Origin of the sequence: Salmonella sp. SAL04162, assembly GCF_046551535.1 — a bacterium.
Classification (GTDB): Bacteria; Pseudomonadota; Gammaproteobacteria; order Enterobacterales; family Enterobacteriaceae; genus Salmonella; species Salmonella enterica.
This window is the reverse complement of record NZ_JBGDVX010000017.1, coordinates 1-15,510: the sequence shown is the minus strand read 5'-3', so window position 1 is coordinate 15,510 and position 15,510 is coordinate 1. Positions and strand designations below refer to the sequence as shown.

The window sequence follows — 15,510 nt, the reverse complement described above, 5'->3', positions numbered from 1 at the left end:
CCAGCGTCGCCTTCGGATGATTCGGGAGGCTCAAAGCCGCGCATGATACAGACAAGAGGCGGGTCAAAGTGGGTGTCGGGGAAAAAACGGGGCCCAGGTGGACGTAGTGTCGGACGGTGCCTTCCGGGGTGTCATAAAAATACTCGATGTTGTCACCATAGCCACTGCCAGGAGGAAGGACGACCATAAAACGTATTGGGAACGAGGGGGAGAGTATCGTGAAGACGGCACTGATTTACGTTTTCAGGGAGCTTTGCTGCGTGTCATGTGGATGATTATCTGAGGAAATTAACATACCACAGAGTATAAAGTGGGGAACCGGTCATGAACACCGCAGGAACAGCGAAGCTGTGACGCTCGTTTCTGTGGCTGATATTGCGCAGTCGGAGGGTGTCATGATCCGTGCTGAAAATCTGGTTTATAGCCAGCAGGGAAGACGTCTGACGGATGTCGTTTCGCTGGACTTGCCGTGCGGCGAAATAGTGGCCATTCTGGATCCTATATAGTGCAGGAAAATCCACGTTACTGCGTCAGTTAACCGGGTATCTGAAGCCACACAGCGGACATTGCATGTTGTTGGGCAGACCGCTGAATGGATGGTCAATCACCGGGCTGGCAAAAAACCTTGCGGTCATGCGGCAGAACAGCCACATGGCCTTTCCGTTTAGCGTACAGGAAGTGATGGTATCACCATCGTACACGTAATCCTCATGATGAAACCGCGCAGATCATGGCGTTGTGTGATTGCCAGGATCTGGCCTACCGCAACTACCGACAGCTATCCGGTGGCGAGCAGCAGCGGGTACAGTTGGCGCGTTTACTGGTCCAGCTCCAGGAAGCTGTCCTTTTACCTAAGTAGTTGTTTCTTGATGAACCTACCTCTGCACTGGATATTCACCATCAGCAGCATCTTTTTCGTTTATTGCGTCAGCAGGTGAACGAGTGGCAGTTCAATGTCTGCTGTGTATGCATGATCTCAAGCTTGCCGCACGCTACGCTAATCGTCATTGATCGATAAACATTGCAGGGCATCGAAGCGGCATTTTTCAAGGGAGTTGTTACCGTTACTTTTCGAAATATATTGTGTCTTTGCGATTATGTCTAAAATCCTGATAATCGCTATTTAATTTATTATATAACGAGGTGTGAGAATGCAGTTTAAACATCTGACAGCCGTTCTGTTTGTTGCTGGTATAACAATGGGGCTGAATGCGCAGGCCAGTGCTGATATCCGGGTGACCTATGCGGGGTCTATGGGCAAGGTAATGGATCAGGCCTTAGGTCCTGCTTTTGTAAAACAGCAGGGCGGTAAATATGAAGGACAGGGACAGGGGGCATACGGTATGGCGCGTCTGCTGGCAAGTAAGAAAATAACGGCCGATGTGTTTGTTTCCATCACACCTGGTCCGATGAAAATCCTGAAAGACGCCGGTTTGATTGATAACGCCATTCCGGTTGCCAGTACCAGTATGGTGATAGCATACAGTCCTGAAAGTAAATTTGCGTCCCGGTTCTCGCAAGCCAAAGGCAGCGACGCAAGCTGGTTAAAAGTTCTGGCATCACCAGGCATGAAATTCGGGCGAACCGACCCGCTTAATGACCCGAAAGGCCAGAACATCATCTTTACCCTGTTACTGGCAGAAAAATATTACCGGGAGCCCGGTATTTCTTCTGAAATTCTTGGCGGGTATCAGAATCCTGCCCAGACAAATCTTGAAGGAGGCCTTCTGGCTCGTCTTGAAAGTGGGCAGGTGGATGCCGCTGCCGGTTATGAAAGTGAAGTCATTTCAGCCCACCTTCCGTATGTGGCACTGCCGGATGAGATTAACCTGAGCAATCCGGCCATGGCAAAACAATGGTATGACACGGTAAGCTTCAGTGTGAAAGACAGTGAAGGGAAAGAGAAAGTCCTTCATCCTCAGCCACTGGTCTACTATGCAGCTGTACTGAAGAATGCACCGCATGGCACTACAGCAGGTAAAGCTTTTGTTGATTTCATGCTGGATAAAACAGGACAGGCACTGTTTAAACAGAATGGTTATGCTTCGCCGAAAGGTGATGTGCTCTATAAACAATGAGCACATACAGTAAAACCACGCTGTGGCTGTCACTGCCTGCGTTGTTGCTGCTGGCAGTGCCCTTTGTGACGCTGGTCAGCGTCACTCACTGGGGGCATTTACGGCTGGCCTGGGGAGATAAAGATGCCATCATAACCTCTCTCGGATTAGGCGCAGTCTCGCTGTTGTTGATAGTTTTCAGTGGATTACCCATAGCCTGGTGGCTGTCACAGTCAGATGGCCGTGTAAAACTGTTAGTTGAACTGTTTGTGATGATACCACTCCTTACCCCGCCGCTGGCGATGGGCATTTTACTGGTAAGCGCCTATGGACCTTACAGCCTGCCGGGCGAGATGCTGGGCAGGTTTGGCTGGACGCTGGTGAACAATCCTGCCGCTTTTATTGTGGCGCAGTGGTATGGAGCATCACCCTATTTCATTATCACAGCACGTTCAGCTTTCGCCGCCGTTCCCCGGGATATCCTGGAAGCAGGTTGTACACTCGGTGCATCACCATGGCAACGATTCTGGCGATTATCTGTACCGCTGGCAGGCCCCGGGCTGGCTTCTGCGACCGCATTGGCCTGGGTACGCGAGACAGGTGAGTTTGGTATCGTAATGATATTTGCTTACTTTCCACAGGGAATGCCTGTACAGCTGTATAACAATCTGCAGAACGACGGTGTTGATGCTGTATATGTATTGTTATGGTTACTGCTGCTGTTTACATTGCCTGTTCCATTATTGTGTTTTTCAGTCTCCCGACGAATACGCCATGCCAGGGGGACCTGAACGTGATTTTTTTAATGGCAAAATAAATCCGGGGTATGGGACGACAATAACTCAGTCCGGGAGATTGCCCGGGACGGAAATAATTTGATTTGCTGATATTGCATAGCGCTGCAGTATACGAATCAGATAGCACGCTAAGAATTGATTCACGTCAATGTGGATTGACCTCTGCCTATGCAATAACGCACTGGTTTTAAGTGTGAAAGCGGGTATCCGTTATTTTTTAATGTGTTCAGATGCCCGCATCAGGACGGGACGTCTGATTCGCTCCTCTTTTTTCAGTTCAACTGAACGGCGATATACAGATCCCGCAGGTCTGTCTTTCGTATCAGCAGTTCAGCATAAATTTACTCAGGAAAGAAAATGATTATAAAAAAATCAGTACTGTTGATATCAGTCGGTGTGGCAGTAGCTTTGGTGTCTTTCGCATCACAGGCAGAAGTGACGCTTCTGAAGCAGGACACACAGGCCGGTGATCCACTGAGCCGTCTGAATTTTACTGTCGGCGGCAGTATTCGTCCCCAGCTTCAGAATATGACGGGCAGGGATGGTAAAAACAGTTACAAACGTAATGGTTTTGATGGAGGAACACGTTTTCGTTTTGCGGCAAATTACTACCTGTTTGATGACATTAGCTGGATCAGCTATTACGAGCTTGGGGTGAATATCCCCTCAGTGTTTGACTGGGGTAATCACTACGCAGACGGGGCGAATCATACTTCCCGGCGTATGCTGTATACCGGCCTGAAGAGTAACACTTGGGGTACGCTGACTTTCGGAAAACAGAACAGCATTTATTATGACGTGGTGGGTGCCAAAACGGATATCTGGGATTATGACATGATAGGTCAGGCCCCGGGTAACGGTATTAACGGTGACTATGATGGTTCTTATCGTACACGTAACTCACTGAAGTATAAGAAGACCGTGGGTGATGTTGAGCTCTACGCTTCTTATCTGTTCAGTGATGACTATAACGCCAATAACGGTTTGCGCTACAAACGTAAAGACGGCGGTTCTCTGGGAGTGGATTATCGAATTACCGGTGATTTGATCTGGGGAACGGCGTGGAACTACACCCGAGCACAGATGCGTGGTAACGGCAGCAAAACGTACGATCAGAATATCCTGGGCACGGCACTGAGCTGGAAACCTGATAACTGGACTTTCTCCATGGGGGGGGGTTGGTACCAGAATTTCATGACCACCAGGAAAGTCGCTGTAAATGACTACTTTGCCGGAGATGCGTGGGGTCTGGAATATTTTGCGGGTTACACCTTCCCGGTTGGTCAGTATGCGGTGAAATCCATTCAGCCATACTTTATGGGCGACCGTATTGAATACGTAAATGGTCGTAATTATCAGCGTACCGATAACGGGCTGGGGATCAGCTTCCAACTGGATTATGGTTTCCGTATTGATTATGAACATGTCCTGACTTCCAGTACCGATAAACTGGGAGATATGAATCTGGTGCGTCTGCGTTACGACTTTTGATTGATTACACGGACGGAGCAGTATTTTCTCCCTGTTAATGATTCCAGGACAACAAGCTGTGCCGTCACTTTTATCCGTCGTTGACATCCAGCCCTTACTGACGCCCTTCTAAGAGTCAAGTCGTTATTTGAGTACTGTTGATCTGTCGATTTTGATTACGTAGCAGAGTATAGACTTCTCGCGAGATATAACGTTTCAGGCAACGCAGCGCTTCCATTTTCGAGTGACCTTCAGCTACCCGTTTTGCCACATATTCCTGTGTTTTCGTGTCCGTACGTAACCGACCGATCGCGATAATATGCAGCGCACTATTGGCGGCACGATCGCCACCGCGATTTAATCTGTGCCGATTTTTTTTACCGGAAGAGGTGGGAACAGGACTCACCCCGCATAATGCTGCGAAGCCTGCTTCTGAGTGGAGTCGCTGGGGATTATCACCGGCTGTTATCAGCAATTGCGAAGCACACTCATAGCCCACCGAGTTGCGTTTAATAAGCTCCGGAGCCAGTTCATCGACGATTGACGCTAACATAACGTCCAGATCTGCTATTTCATCGTGAAGCTCAAGGTACCGACGGTCCAACGATTTCAGGGCAATTCGATAAGCATCCTGCACATTACGGTACGCAGTAACATCGGGCCTCCACGAGGCCAGGGTACGGATCAGTTGCATCCGGGTCAGACTGCGTATCTGGTCACGCAATTCATCCGGAGCAGATACTATATTCATCTGGATCATTTGCAGCGCAGCGTGCTGCTACAGCCGTTTTACGGCAAACTTTCAATACACGCAAAGCTTCAATCGTTTTCCCGCCAATGCGCTGCGTATCCAGAAGCTTGAACGATGGCTGAAAAAAGTTAATAAATAATCGATTAGCCATGTACATCTGGTTCATCGCTTTTACCGCGGGTTCACCGTCAAGACGGCCGTATCCCGCCAGCTCTCTGACCACAGAACCATTTTTTTGCTCTATCCAGGCCTGATCGTTTTTCCGGTATGGCCGAGAACGCGTCAGCGCGATACATCTGGCAGAACAGTATTCGAATAAGACTTCGTTGATAAATTCGGCTCCGTTATCAACATCAAGACCGGGAAGCGGGAATGGCAGACTTTTTTGAACTTTATCAACGGCCCGGATGACCAATTCAGCGTTACGTGCTGATAACGCCACACATTCTGTCCATCCACTGGCGATATCGGTCAGCGACAGCGTCCACAAAAAGGTGCCAGAGAGATGTCGGCCACAGTGTGCCACCAGATCCATTTCCATAAATCCCGGGTTGAGTCCGTCAAGTTGGTGTAAATTCAGTTCCAGCTTTCCGGTTCGGTAATGTGCCTGTTATGCGCTGAGTGGCAGCGCTTCGATTACTCCAGTTTCAGTCGCCTGGTCTATCTCCGCCATAGTGTGTTGTGGCAGATAACGGTTCTGAAGCAGCCATTCCTCGTTCTGTTCCGTCAGTACGGCACCCAGGAGCCGCGTGATACTCTCTTCGTTAGGGAAGATGCCCACCACGTCGGCACGCCGTTTCACCTCTTTGTTCAGGCGTTCCAGCGTGTTGGTGGAGTGGAGCTTCACCCTGTGTGCTTTCGGGAAGCTGAAGTAAGTCAGCACGTCTGCTTCGGTTTCGTCCATCATCTCCGTGACTGCCGGGTTACTCTTCTCCGGTTGACCGGCAACCTCACGCCAGGTGGCATGGGCGCTTTTCTCGTCGGTCTGCACGAACGCCTGTTGCAGTGCCGCACGTACCACCGACTGGTTCGCCCTGCTGACACGGCTCAGTACGTTGCGCATGAAGTGAACCCGGCAGCGCTGCCAGGTGGCTGAGAACACCTGCTGTATCGCTGCTTTCAGTCCACTGTGCGAGTCGGAGATGACCAGCTTCACACCTTCCAGACCGCGCTCCTTAAGGCTCAGCAGGAAGGCCAGCCAGAACGCTTTGGCTTCTGACTCGCCGATGCCCACTCCGATGATTTCCCGGCGTCCGTCCAGGTTAACCGCGCAGGCGATTATCACGGCCACACTGACCACCCGGCTGTTCTTGCGCACTTTCACGTAAGTCGCATCCAGCCACAGCCAGGGCCATTCGCCCTCCAGCGGTCGGTGCAGGAAGGCCTGTACGCGCTCATCGGTGCCACGACAGATGGACGATACCTGGCTGCGGGAGATGCCGGTCATCCCCATCGACTGTATCAGGGCATCCACTTTGCGGGTGGATACGCCGTTTATCCACGCTTCCTGGATAACCGTATTCAGCGCTTTCTCCGACAGGCGGCGGGCTTCGGGGAAGGACGGGAAGAATGAGCCTTCACGCAACTTCGGGATACGCAGCTCCAGCGTACCGGGCCGGGTGTTGTACTGGCGGTCACGGTAACCGTTACGGTAAGTCTCACATTCATTGCTGCGCTCATGGCGTTCTGCATTGATGTGCTGAGTGACGTCAGCCTTCATGATACGGTTGAGCATGAACTCAGTGAGCTCGCGCAAAAAGTCCTCACCGCCGAGTTGCATCAGGGTATTGCTGAATGTCATGCTGTTGTCAGCCATCGGTTGACTCCTTTTAAGATAATTGTCTTCACAACCATTACCTTACCGGATAAGCCGATGGCTCTCACCATCCTGCCGAATTTACACCACGTCCTAAGACTCTACCAAGGCCATCGCAGAACACTGCAACACAGGTTGCAGGAATGGCGGGTCAGAGTGGTCAGAGAACTGGTCTACGGAACTCGTACTGATGGTAACATTTTAGCTGAGGCAAGAAAGTAACATTAACTGATGAGGCAACACGTCGGCAAAACTAGTTGACGTCTAATACACTGGATCGGATCTGGGTGAATGGCCATCGATATGCAAAAGCGGGTTGCATACTCAATGATTTCACTCCTACCGGGGTTTCGCAGCTGAATCTGTTCGATGATACTCTGCCCTGAAGCAACAGTAATCAGCTGCAACAGTAATCAGCTGATGAAAGTCGTGGACGGTATTAACCATTCTGGTCTGGGGAAAGTATGGTTTGCGGGACGAGGCATCGCTCCTGACTGGCAAATGAAACGAGAGATGCTTTCACCGGCCTATACAACTCGCTGGTCTGAACTGCCAGTAGCGAAATTATGAGTCACGAAGAGGTTGAAAAACGTGGTGATTTCAGTGTGAAAGAATTCCAAATTTTCCTTTATAATCAGAATAATAATCATGAAACTGGCATGGTGAAAAACATAAAAAAGGATGCTCTCCGGCATCCTTTTCCCTTACACACCTGACTCCGGAAGTCTTTTCAGAATACGTTTTATTGCTTCATCAATCTCCAACTGTGCCTCAGCGGAAATACGGGAAAACTCATAAACAACCAGTCGTTTCTTTGAATCAGTTTTCTTTCTGGCAAACTGATTGCGATCTGAAAATTCTCTCAGCTTCTCAGTTTGAACCGTTCTGGTAGGGCAGGTTGTCAGCGATTTGCTCTCAGCCCTGATAGCCGCCAGAATTTTGCTTTTATCAATTGCCGGATAATCTGGCATGGTCTTCAACCGATGCTGAACTTTTTCCATCAGTTCTGTTACCGATGCTTGCTTGTTGTTTGCTTCTTCAGCCAGTTTCAGCAAAAACTGATAATCCGACAACGAAATATCATTTATCACCGGGAATACTGCAACCATTTCATCTGGCACTGCTGCGGCCTGAAACGCACGAGTCACTTTCGCCGGAGAGAGATTCTCTTTCAACGCAATCTCTTCTTTCGTCATGCTAATTCCATAGGTGACTTCGAGTCGTTTCCCCAACTCGCGAAGGCTATGTTCTCTGGCTGTCTGGATATCTTGCGCCAACTGCCGTGCATCGGCGAGTGAGATATCATCTTTAGTTACTAGGATTTCGAATTTAACGTTATTAAATATGCAGGCGGCACGGCGTCGGGTCCCATCTAATATCTCAATTCGTCCATTAACCTCCCGTCCGATAGCCGGGAAGAATTGCTGCAGCTTTATCGTACGGGAAATATCACTGACGGACTCGCGCGTAAGCATAGCCTGATCTCGCCCATTGACCGATGCATCAACGAACGTCTTTGATTCAATCTCTCCGCTTAATACAACCGTTTTGACAAATTTGGCCTGCTTGCCGGATTTAAGAGTAAACGTTTTGACATCTCCGTCACCTTCAAGCATACGGGCAAACTCTGAATTGCTATTACCGAGAACTCTCCCACGAGCTAAAACCTTTTTCATTTAGACGCTCCCCGGATGTATTCAATGCGGTCAAAAACTGCTTTCGTAAACCGTTCTGCTTCAGTACGTGCCTTTTTCAACGCTTCAGCACTACCAGGGTATGAAACAGGGTTAGCACTAATAATAGTGTCAAAAGATTCACCACATCGTTCGAATCCATCCAAACGTGGTAGTGACGAGTCCAGAATATTACTTGCATACACTTCGCGGGCCAGGCTATGCGAAGTTTCGTGATCACGCTTATTAGTCATTTTTGACATGAAACCGATACTCGCGCTCAGGCGTGGTTCCACACCTTCGTCTTCAAGACGCTCTAGCATTTCAGGCAAACGTGTTAGGTATTTAAGGGTTGAATGGAAATCAACCTGTGCCGGTGGAGTAGGGGTCAGAAGCAAATCACTCGCTGCCAGACCATTCAGAAGGAACGGATCAAGATGGGGGCCAGTATCTATGAAGACAAAATCATAGTCACCAGCGATACGGTCAATGATTGTTTTCCTGAGGACTTCCGAAGGTTTAAGACCTGGTAAATGTTCTGCAACTAAAGACTCCCACTGGCTCGCCACAAAGCCGTCATCAATAGAAGCAGGGATGACATCAACGCCAGGAATAATGGTGGGGCGAATAACTGCTTCTCGCAATGTTTCAACATCGAGATCATTCAGCATTGCCTGAGCAGCTGTTTCAAGGACCGTACCAATGCTATGGGTGTGATCCAAGAACATGGTACTGGAAGCCTGTGGGTCGAGGTCTATTACAAGGATGCGAAGATCATGCCGCAGCAGGTCCTGATGTACACGCAACGCATGTGCTAGCGTAACTGTACTGACTGTTTTTGATACACCACCTTTAAGGTTTACAACGAAAATCACGTAGGGCTCTTTATGGATATCGCGATATTTAGGTATCTGTCGGTGGGCGTAGATATCGATAACATTCTTTATCGTCAGAGCATATTGTTCGACGTTACCAACCTGCTTTTTATTAAATATATAGCCGTTTTCTTCCATTTCTTTCATGGCCAGTTCTACGATGCGCCGGCTCAGCTTTGGCAGTTTTGCGACAGCGTTACGAGTATATGTCTGATGATACTCTGTCAGATTAAATTCTTTCCTTTGTTCCTCAATATCTCTACTCATAGCCTGAAGTAAAGCGCTTGCTCTGAGAGCTATGGTACCCACACTACCGTAATCGCGTTTCATTATTGTCCCCTCAAGATGGAATCCTTGCACCTTGCACATTGATGGCGTAGAAGCTCACTCGATTGTACACAACAAATAAAAACGTACAACATATAATGATACGACATTAAATTATTGTACATTGTCACCTGCATGTCATGTAGATCAAAAAGACAACTGAGGCTGTACTCAAAGAACAAACCGTGAGTCTGTTCAGAACTTGCTTCTGAGCAAGCGAGGGGTTGGACAAGCCCGACGGGCGCGTCAGAATGTCACATTGGGGTATACCTCTGAGGGACCATAAATTGATGCACTGGATCTTATCAATGTGACCATATAAGTGATACCATCCGCTATATTACTATTTAAACGTGACCACATGGGTAAAAAATGCTCATTTTTGGCTATCTGCGGGTATCAACATCCGGGCAGGATGCAACCCGTGCAAAAAATGCCCTGAAACTATTCGTCCGTCAGCATGGTCAGCGTATCGCCGGCTGGTACGTGGATAATGTCACAGGTACCACGATGAACCGTCCTGAACTGATTCGACTTCTTGATGATGCAGAACTCGGCGACATAATCCTTATTGAACAAGTCGACCGGCTCTCCCGTCTGAATGATGTCGGCTGGGAATTATTGAGAAAGCAAATCACCGACAAGCAGCTGTCCATCGTCAGTCTTGATCTGCCAACCAGTCATCTGGCGCTGACCAGTATCGCCAGCGATGAATTCACCCGCAGCATGCTGAAGGCCGTAAATGGCATGATGCTGGATATGCTCGCTGCTATTGCCCGAAAAGATTACGAAGACCGTCGACGTCGTCAGTCAGAGGGTATCAGTAAGGCGAAAGCTGAAGGAAAATACCGGGGCAGGGTGGCCGATGCGCAGAAACATGAACTGATACGCACTCTGCGACTGGTCAACGGAAAATCACTGCGTGAAACGGCCCGCCTGGCTGGCGTTTCCAAAATGACTGTAATCAGGGTCTGCAACAACGTGGAAGAATACCCCCATGAAAATTGAGAAATTTTTCTACGCAGGAAAATTTACGATTGGTTTCGGGATATCAAGCGAGCTCTGGCATATCGAAAGAAAGAATGGCGGCAAAGCTATCAGCTTTTTTCACTTCGGCTATACGCCTGATCTTAACCCGCAACAAAAGTTTAAAACGTCATTAATTATGCTTACCGTCTTGTGGTTCACAATTCGGTTAGGTGTCATCGACTGGGAAAGGATGACGTAATTCGCGTCTGAAAGAAGGGGACCGAACCACCCCGGAACGATCCCCTGAAGGAATGGCAATTCCGTTCACCGCCAATATTAGCTTTTTCCGGGCTGTGATAACATCTCCGGGTCATTTTTCAGAGCCAGGGCAGATGAAGAAGAAAAACAGCACACCCACTCCTCACGATGCCACGTTCAGGCAGTTCCTGACGCAACCGGATATTGCCCGGGATTTTATGACGTTGCATCTGCCGGCAGAACTGCGCGCTGTCTGCGATCTCAGTACGCTGAAACTGGAATCCGGCTCGTTCGTTGAGGAGGATCTCCGACAGTATTTCAGCGACGTCCTCTACAGCCTGAAAACCACAGCCGGTGATGGGTATGTTCACGTACTCATAGAACACCAGTCCTCCCCGGATAAGCATATGGCTTTCCGCCTGATACGCTATGCGGTGGCTGCCATGCAGCGCCACCTGGAGGCAGGGCATAAAAAGTTGCCACTGGTGATACCGGTGCTGTTCTATACGGGTAAGCGCAGCCCGTATCCGTACTCCACCCGGAGGCTGGATGAGTTTGACGATCCGGCGCTGGCAGGCAAACTCTACAGCAGCGCTTTCCCGCTGGTAGATGTTACGGTCATTCCGGATGATGAAATCGCTGGCCATCGCAGCATGGCCGCCCTTACTTTACTGCAAAAACATATTCACCAGCGGGACCTGGCAGAACTGGTTGACCGGCTGGCGCCCATCTTGCTGGCCGGATATCTCTCTTCATCACAGGTAATATCGCTGGTACACTATATAGTCCAGGCAGGCGAAACAGTCGACGCCGAAGCCTTTGTACGCGAACTGGCACAGCGTGTGCCGCAACACGGAGACGCTCTTATGACCATCGCACAACAGCTTGAACAGAAGGGCATCGAGAAGGGGATTCAGCTCGGTGAACAACGTGGTATTGAAAAAGGCCGTTCAGAAGGGGAGCGCGAAGCGACTCTGAAAATAGCCCGTACCATGCTCCATAACGGCATTGACCGTAATACCGTTATGAAAATGACCGGTCTGACTGAAGACGACCTGGCGCAGATCCGCCACTAATCCCCCTTTCCTGGCACTCCCTGTCCGGCCATCAGTGAATACTGGTGGGGCAGGGAGGTACCAGAGTCAGGCTCTGCCTGGAGACTGTAAACGAAATTGTGTAAATGCCTGAATTTGATATGTTCAATTCAACATCAAATGAAGGTCAATTTATGGACGAAAAACAATTGCAGGCGTTGGCTAATGAACTGGCCAAAAATCTCAAAACCCCTGAGGATCCCAATCAGTTCGATCGGCTGCTGAAGAAAATCAGCGTCGAGGCAGCGCTCAATGCCGAAATGACCCATCACCTCGGCTACGATAAAAATCAGCCAAAACCGGGAACCAACACCCGCAATGGCTATACCCAAAAGACTGTTATCACTGGCGATGGCCCGCTGGAACTACGTACACCGCGCGATCGTGATGGTTCCTTTGAACCTCTGATGGTGAAGAAAAACCAGACCCGGATCACCGGGATGGATAATCAGATTTTATCGTTGTACGCCAAAGGGATGACCACCCGCGAAATCGCCGCCGCGTTCAAAGAGTTGTATGACGCCGATGTCTCGCCTGCACTGGTCTCTAAGGTCACTGATGCCGTCATGGAACTGGTTGTCGAATGGCAGAATCGGCCACTGGATGCGATCTATCCTATTGTTTATCTTGACTGTATCGTCCTGAAAGTCCGGCAGGACAGTCGCGTTATCAATAAGTCCGTGTTCCTGGCCCTGGGTATCAACATCGAAGGTCAGAAAGAGCTGCTGGGCATGTGGCTGGCCGAAAATGAGGGTGCGAAGTTCAGGCTGAATGTGCTGACAGAACTGAAAAATCGCGGTCTGAACGATATCCTCATTGCCTGCGTTGACGGGCTGAAAGGCTTCCCTGACGCCATCAACGCGGTGTATCCCGAAGCGCGTATCCAGTTGTGCATCGTGCATATGGTACGCAACAGCCTGCGGTTCGTTTCCTGGAAGGACTACAAAGCTGTTACCCGTGATCTGAAAGCCATCTATCAGGCCGCGACGGAAGAGGCTGGCTTGCAGGCTCTGGAAGCGTTCTCCAGTGCCTGGGACAACCGTTACCCACAGATAAGCCGCAGCTGGCAGGCAAACTGGGCTAACCTGGCGACATTCTTCGCCTACCCAACAGACATCCGCAAGGTGATCTACACGACGAACGCCATCGAGTCGCTGAACAGCGTGATCCGCCATGCCATCAAGAAACGCAAGGTGTTCCCGACAGATGACTCGGTGAAAAAAGTGGTGTGGCTGGCAATCCAGGCCGCCTCACAGAAATGGACGATGCCGCTGAAGGACTGGCGTATGGCGATGAGCCGCTTTATTATCGAGTTCGGTGACCGCCTGGACGGTCACTACTGAGAAAAGGTATTTACACAAAATCCGGTACAAGCTCTTCAGTCCTTAAAAGCGTTGTCATCGCTGGCATATAAAGAGATTTACGCAAAAATGCGTGCCCTGTTTTGGATAATCGGGGACGTCCCCTGACGCTACTTCCGGATTCATTAAGGCGAGGATCAACCCCGGCATAAGCAGCTGCCTGACGAGCATTTATAAAACGCCCAGGATGAATACCAAAGGACAACAATACAGCGGCTGTTTGTGCCCCTAATCCTGGAATACTTTCCAGAAGTTTTTTCATCTTTTTCATCTCTGTATTTCTGTTAATATAAAGTTGTATCTCCTTCAGTAGGGTAGCAATTTCATTATTCAGCGTGAACATCCGGTGAAGTCATCTTCACAGGAATTTTCAGTCAGTTAGCATTACCGACATCCATTCACCGACTTACCGGAGGAACCGATGTCAAAACACCGATGGTCCATTGAACAGAAAAGGCAGCACGTTGCCGCCTGGCGCGCCAGCGGCCTTACACGCCAGCAATACTGTGAACTCAATGATATCCCCTTCAAATCACTTCGCGAATGGCCGAAGGATGTCGCAAAAGCTGAACGCCGGGCTAATGAATCCACCATTCTTCCCGTTCAGATTGCGCCAACACTGCAGGCTGATGCTCCACCGCCCGTCGCGAACGAGCCGGTTACACTCTTCATCCCCGGTGGTATACGGATGTGCTGCCATCCTTCACAACTGACTGATGTCTTCAGGGCGCTCAAATATGCTGACTCCTGATAATGTCTTCCTCGCTGTTAAACCCGTCGATATGCGGCGCGGCATCGACACGCTGACGCAGTATATACAGGATGAACTCGGGTCGACGTGGCATGAGGGAGCCGCCTTTGTCTTTGTCAACAAAGCTCGTTCGCGTATCAAAGTGTTGCGCTGGGATAAGAACGGGGTGTGGTTGTGTACCCGCCGTCTGCACAAAGGCAGCTTCCGCTGGCCACGTGCAGATGACGCCGCCTGGCATCTCACTCCCGACGAATTTAGCTGGCTTATCGCCGGGGTCGACTGGCAGCAGGTTAAGGGGCACGATCTGGCTAAATGGCTCCCGGAAACACCTGCCGGATATACGCAAAATACAGCGGTAACTCAGTGAAAAATAATGAATATCCGTACCGGAAGTGCTATGCTCTCCGGTATGGATATCTCCGCTCTCACCACCACGAATGACATCGAAAAACTGCGCGCTATGGCACTTGCCATGGTGCAAAAAGTCATCGAAGAAAAAGAACGGGAATTACAGACCAAAAATCAGCGCATACAGCTTCTGGAAGAAATGCTGAAACTGGTGCGTCAGCAACGCTTTGGTAAAAAATGTGAGTCGCTGGCAGGGATGCAGCGTTCCCTGTTCGAAGAGGACGTGGACGCCGACATTGCCGAAATCACTGCGCAACTGGATGAACTGCTCCCGCCATCTGTTGAAGAAGACGACAAAGCGCCCCGTTCACGTCCGGTACGTAAACCTTTACCGTCCCATCTTCCGCGCGTTGAAAAGGTTATCCAGCCAGCCACTGACCATTGTCCTGAATGTAACGAACCGCTGCACCATATCCGTGATGCGGTGAGTGAAAAGCTTGAGTATATACCCGCGCACTTCGTGGTGAACCGCTATGTGCGCCCGCAGTACAGTTGCCCCTGTTGCCAGAAGGTATTCAGTGGTGAAATGCCGGCTCACATCCTCCCGAAAAGTGCCGTTGAACCGTCGGTCATCGCGCAGGTGGTGATCAACAAGTACTGTGACCATACGCCTCTGTATCGTCAGAATAACATCTTCGCCCGCGCGGATGTTGACCTGCCCGACAGCTCGCTGTCCGATATGGTCGGCGTCGCGGGAGCGGCCCTGTCGCCGCTGGCGGAACTGTTACACAGGGAACTCCTGACCCGTGGCGTGATACACGCCGACGAGACCGGGATGCATATCCTGGACACGAAAAAAGGCGGTAAATCCCGTTCGGGTTATTATCGTGTTGCCTCATCAGTTAATGTTACTTTCTTGCCTTAGCTAAAATGTTACCAACAGACAAGTTCCGTAGACCAATT

Annotated in this window: 13 protein-coding genes and 5 pseudogenes; 12 read left to right on the top strand and 6 right to left on the bottom strand. The window is 49.9% G+C overall.

Annotation, left to right across the window (positions count from 1 at the left end; genetic code table 11):
* Positions 1-395: 395 nt before the first annotated feature.
* The 4 genes and pseudogenes from ACLJRH_RS23620 to ACLJRH_RS23605 all read left to right on the top strand — a co-directional run.
* A pseudogene (locus ACLJRH_RS23620) lies at positions 396-1,005 on the top strand (ATP-binding cassette domain-containing protein); the annotation flags it as partial.
* 146 nt (positions 1,006-1,151) lie between these two features.
* Complete coding sequence (locus tag ACLJRH_RS23615; protein WP_410958117.1) at positions 1,152-2,078, top strand: extracellular solute-binding protein; 927 nt, start codon at positions 1,152-1,154, stop codon at positions 2,076-2,078.
* Positions 2,075-2,848, top strand: coding sequence for a molybdate ABC transporter permease subunit (locus ACLJRH_RS23610; protein ID WP_410958116.1), 774 nt, complete (start codon positions 2,075-2,077; stop codon positions 2,846-2,848). Before ACLJRH_RS23615 ends, ACLJRH_RS23610 begins: the two co-directional genes overlap by 4 nt.
* A gap of 363 nt (positions 2,849-3,211) precedes the next feature.
* Positions 3,212-4,345, top strand: coding sequence for a porin (locus tag ACLJRH_RS23605; RefSeq protein WP_410958115.1), 1,134 nt, complete (start codon positions 3,212-3,214; stop codon positions 4,343-4,345).
* Between the two features lie 115 nt (positions 4,346-4,460).
* Here ACLJRH_RS23605 and ACLJRH_RS23600 read toward each other — a convergent pair.
* From ACLJRH_RS23600 to ACLJRH_RS23590, 3 genes and pseudogenes are all read right to left on the bottom strand, one after another.
* A pseudogene (locus ACLJRH_RS23600) lies at positions 4,461-5,148 on the bottom strand (transposase); the annotation flags it as partial.
* Between the two features lie 201 nt (positions 5,149-5,349).
* A pseudogene (locus ACLJRH_RS23595) lies at positions 5,350-5,610 on the bottom strand (ISNCY family transposase); the annotation flags it as partial.
* A 75-nt stretch (positions 5,611-5,685) separates the two neighbouring features.
* Positions 5,686-6,891 (bottom strand): IS256 family transposase, encoded by a 1,206-nt coding sequence (locus tag ACLJRH_RS23590; RefSeq protein WP_410958114.1) that lies wholly within the window; start codon positions 6,889-6,891, stop codon positions 5,686-5,688.
* Between the two features lie 272 nt (positions 6,892-7,163).
* Between ACLJRH_RS23590 and ACLJRH_RS23585 the strand changes: the two are divergent.
* Positions 7,164-7,461: pseudogene (locus ACLJRH_RS23585) on the top strand (DUF4113 domain-containing protein); the annotation flags it as partial.
* A gap of 134 nt (positions 7,462-7,595) precedes the next feature.
* On the opposite strand, the gene ACLJRH_RS23580 reads toward ACLJRH_RS23585, so the two are convergent.
* The gene (locus ACLJRH_RS23580) at positions 7,596-8,567 is read right to left on the bottom strand and encodes a ParB family protein (protein WP_410958113.1); all 972 of its coding nucleotides are present in this window, start codon (positions 8,565-8,567) and stop codon (positions 7,596-7,598) included.
* Complete coding sequence (locus ACLJRH_RS23575; RefSeq protein ID WP_410958112.1) at positions 8,564-9,769, bottom strand: AAA family ATPase; 1,206 nt, start codon at positions 9,767-9,769, stop codon at positions 8,564-8,566. The genes ACLJRH_RS23580 and ACLJRH_RS23575 overlap by 4 nt, the downstream gene beginning before the upstream one ends.
* Before the next feature lie 369 nt (positions 9,770-10,138).
* Here ACLJRH_RS23575 and ACLJRH_RS23570 point away from each other — a divergent pair, with 369 nt between their 5' ends.
* The 4 genes from ACLJRH_RS23570 to ACLJRH_RS23555 all read left to right on the top strand — a co-directional run bounded on the left by ACLJRH_RS23570 (position 10,139) and on the right by ACLJRH_RS23555 (position 13,430).
* The gene (locus tag ACLJRH_RS23570; RefSeq protein ID WP_410958111.1) at positions 10,139-10,774 is read left to right on the top strand and encodes a recombinase family protein; all 636 of its coding nucleotides are present in this window, start codon (positions 10,139-10,141) and stop codon (positions 10,772-10,774) included.
* Positions 10,764-10,994: a hypothetical protein gene (locus ACLJRH_RS23565; protein WP_410958110.1), complete on the top strand. Its 231-nt coding sequence runs from the start codon at positions 10,764-10,766 to the stop codon at positions 10,992-10,994. Before ACLJRH_RS23570 ends, ACLJRH_RS23565 begins: the two co-directional genes overlap by 11 nt.
* Positions 10,995-11,127: 133 nt before the next feature.
* Positions 11,128-12,069, top strand: coding sequence for an Rpn family recombination-promoting nuclease/putative transposase (locus tag ACLJRH_RS23560; protein ID WP_410958109.1), 942 nt, complete (start codon positions 11,128-11,130; stop codon positions 12,067-12,069).
* Between the two features lie 152 nt (positions 12,070-12,221).
* On the top strand, positions 12,222-13,430 hold the full coding sequence (locus ACLJRH_RS23555) for an IS256 family transposase (RefSeq protein WP_410958108.1): 1,209 nt from the start codon (positions 12,222-12,224) through the stop codon (positions 13,428-13,430).
* Between the two features lie 10 nt (positions 13,431-13,440).
* On the opposite strand, the gene ACLJRH_RS23550 is transcribed toward ACLJRH_RS23555, so the two are convergent.
* The gene (locus ACLJRH_RS23550; protein WP_410958107.1) at positions 13,441-13,719 is read right to left on the bottom strand and encodes an IS110 family transposase; all 279 of its coding nucleotides are present in this window, start codon (positions 13,717-13,719) and stop codon (positions 13,441-13,443) included.
* A gap of 150 nt (positions 13,720-13,869) precedes the next feature.
* On the opposite strand from ACLJRH_RS23550, the gene tnpA reads away from it, so the two are divergent.
* The 3 genes and pseudogenes from tnpA to ACLJRH_RS23535 all read left to right on the top strand — a co-directional run.
* Positions 13,870-14,199, top strand: a complete 330-nt coding sequence (gene tnpA, locus ACLJRH_RS23545) for an IS66 family insertion sequence element accessory protein TnpA (RefSeq protein WP_410958106.1) — start codon at positions 13,870-13,872, stop codon at positions 14,197-14,199.
* On the top strand, positions 14,186-14,566 hold the full coding sequence (gene tnpB / locus ACLJRH_RS23540; protein ID WP_410958105.1) for an IS66 family insertion sequence element accessory protein TnpB: 381 nt from the start codon (positions 14,186-14,188) through the stop codon (positions 14,564-14,566). The genes tnpA and tnpB overlap by 14 nt, the downstream gene beginning before the upstream one ends.
* 6 nt (positions 14,567-14,572) lie before the next feature.
* A pseudogene (locus ACLJRH_RS23535) lies at positions 14,573-15,430 on the top strand (transposase); the annotation flags it as partial.
* Between the last annotated feature and the right edge of the window lie 80 nt (positions 15,431-15,510).

Excerpts from the sequence above, each read along its gene's own strand:
- ACLJRH_RS23555 (WP_410958108.1), top strand. The coding sequence starts at position 12,222 with ATGGACGAAAAACAATTGCAGGCGTTGGCTAATGAACTGGCCAAAAAT.
- ACLJRH_RS23610 (WP_410958116.1), top strand. The coding sequence starts at position 2,075 with ATGAGCACATACAGTAAAACCACGCTGTGGCTGTCACTGCCTGCGTTG.
- ACLJRH_RS23590 (WP_410958114.1), bottom strand. The coding sequence starts at position 6,891 with ATGGCTGACAACAGCATGACATTCAGCAATACCCTGATGCAACTCGGC.
- ACLJRH_RS23605 (WP_410958115.1), top strand. The coding sequence starts at position 3,212 with ATGATTATAAAAAAATCAGTACTGTTGATATCAGTCGGTGTGGCAGTA.
- ACLJRH_RS23565 (WP_410958110.1), top strand. The coding sequence starts at position 10,764 with ATGAAAATTGAGAAATTTTTCTACGCAGGAAAATTTACGATTGGTTTC.
- ACLJRH_RS23580 (WP_410958113.1), bottom strand. The coding sequence starts at position 8,567 with ATGAAAAAGGTTTTAGCTCGTGGGAGAGTTCTCGGTAATAGCAATTCA.
- tnpA (WP_410958106.1), top strand. The coding sequence starts at position 13,870 with ATGTCAAAACACCGATGGTCCATTGAACAGAAAAGGCAGCACGTTGCC.
- ACLJRH_RS23615 (WP_410958117.1), top strand. The coding sequence starts at position 1,152 with ATGCAGTTTAAACATCTGACAGCCGTTCTGTTTGTTGCTGGTATAACA.
- ACLJRH_RS23570 (WP_410958111.1), top strand. The coding sequence starts at position 10,139 with ATGCTCATTTTTGGCTATCTGCGGGTATCAACATCCGGGCAGGATGCA.
- tnpB (WP_410958105.1), top strand. The coding sequence starts at position 14,186 with ATGCTGACTCCTGATAATGTCTTCCTCGCTGTTAAACCCGTCGATATG.
- ACLJRH_RS23550 (WP_410958107.1), bottom strand. The coding sequence starts at position 13,719 with ATGAAAAAGATGAAAAAACTTCTGGAAAGTATTCCAGGATTAGGGGCA.
- ACLJRH_RS23575 (WP_410958112.1), bottom strand. The coding sequence starts at position 9,769 with ATGAAACGCGATTACGGTAGTGTGGGTACCATAGCTCTCAGAGCAAGC.
- ACLJRH_RS23560 (WP_410958109.1), top strand. The coding sequence starts at position 11,128 with ATGAAGAAGAAAAACAGCACACCCACTCCTCACGATGCCACGTTCAGG.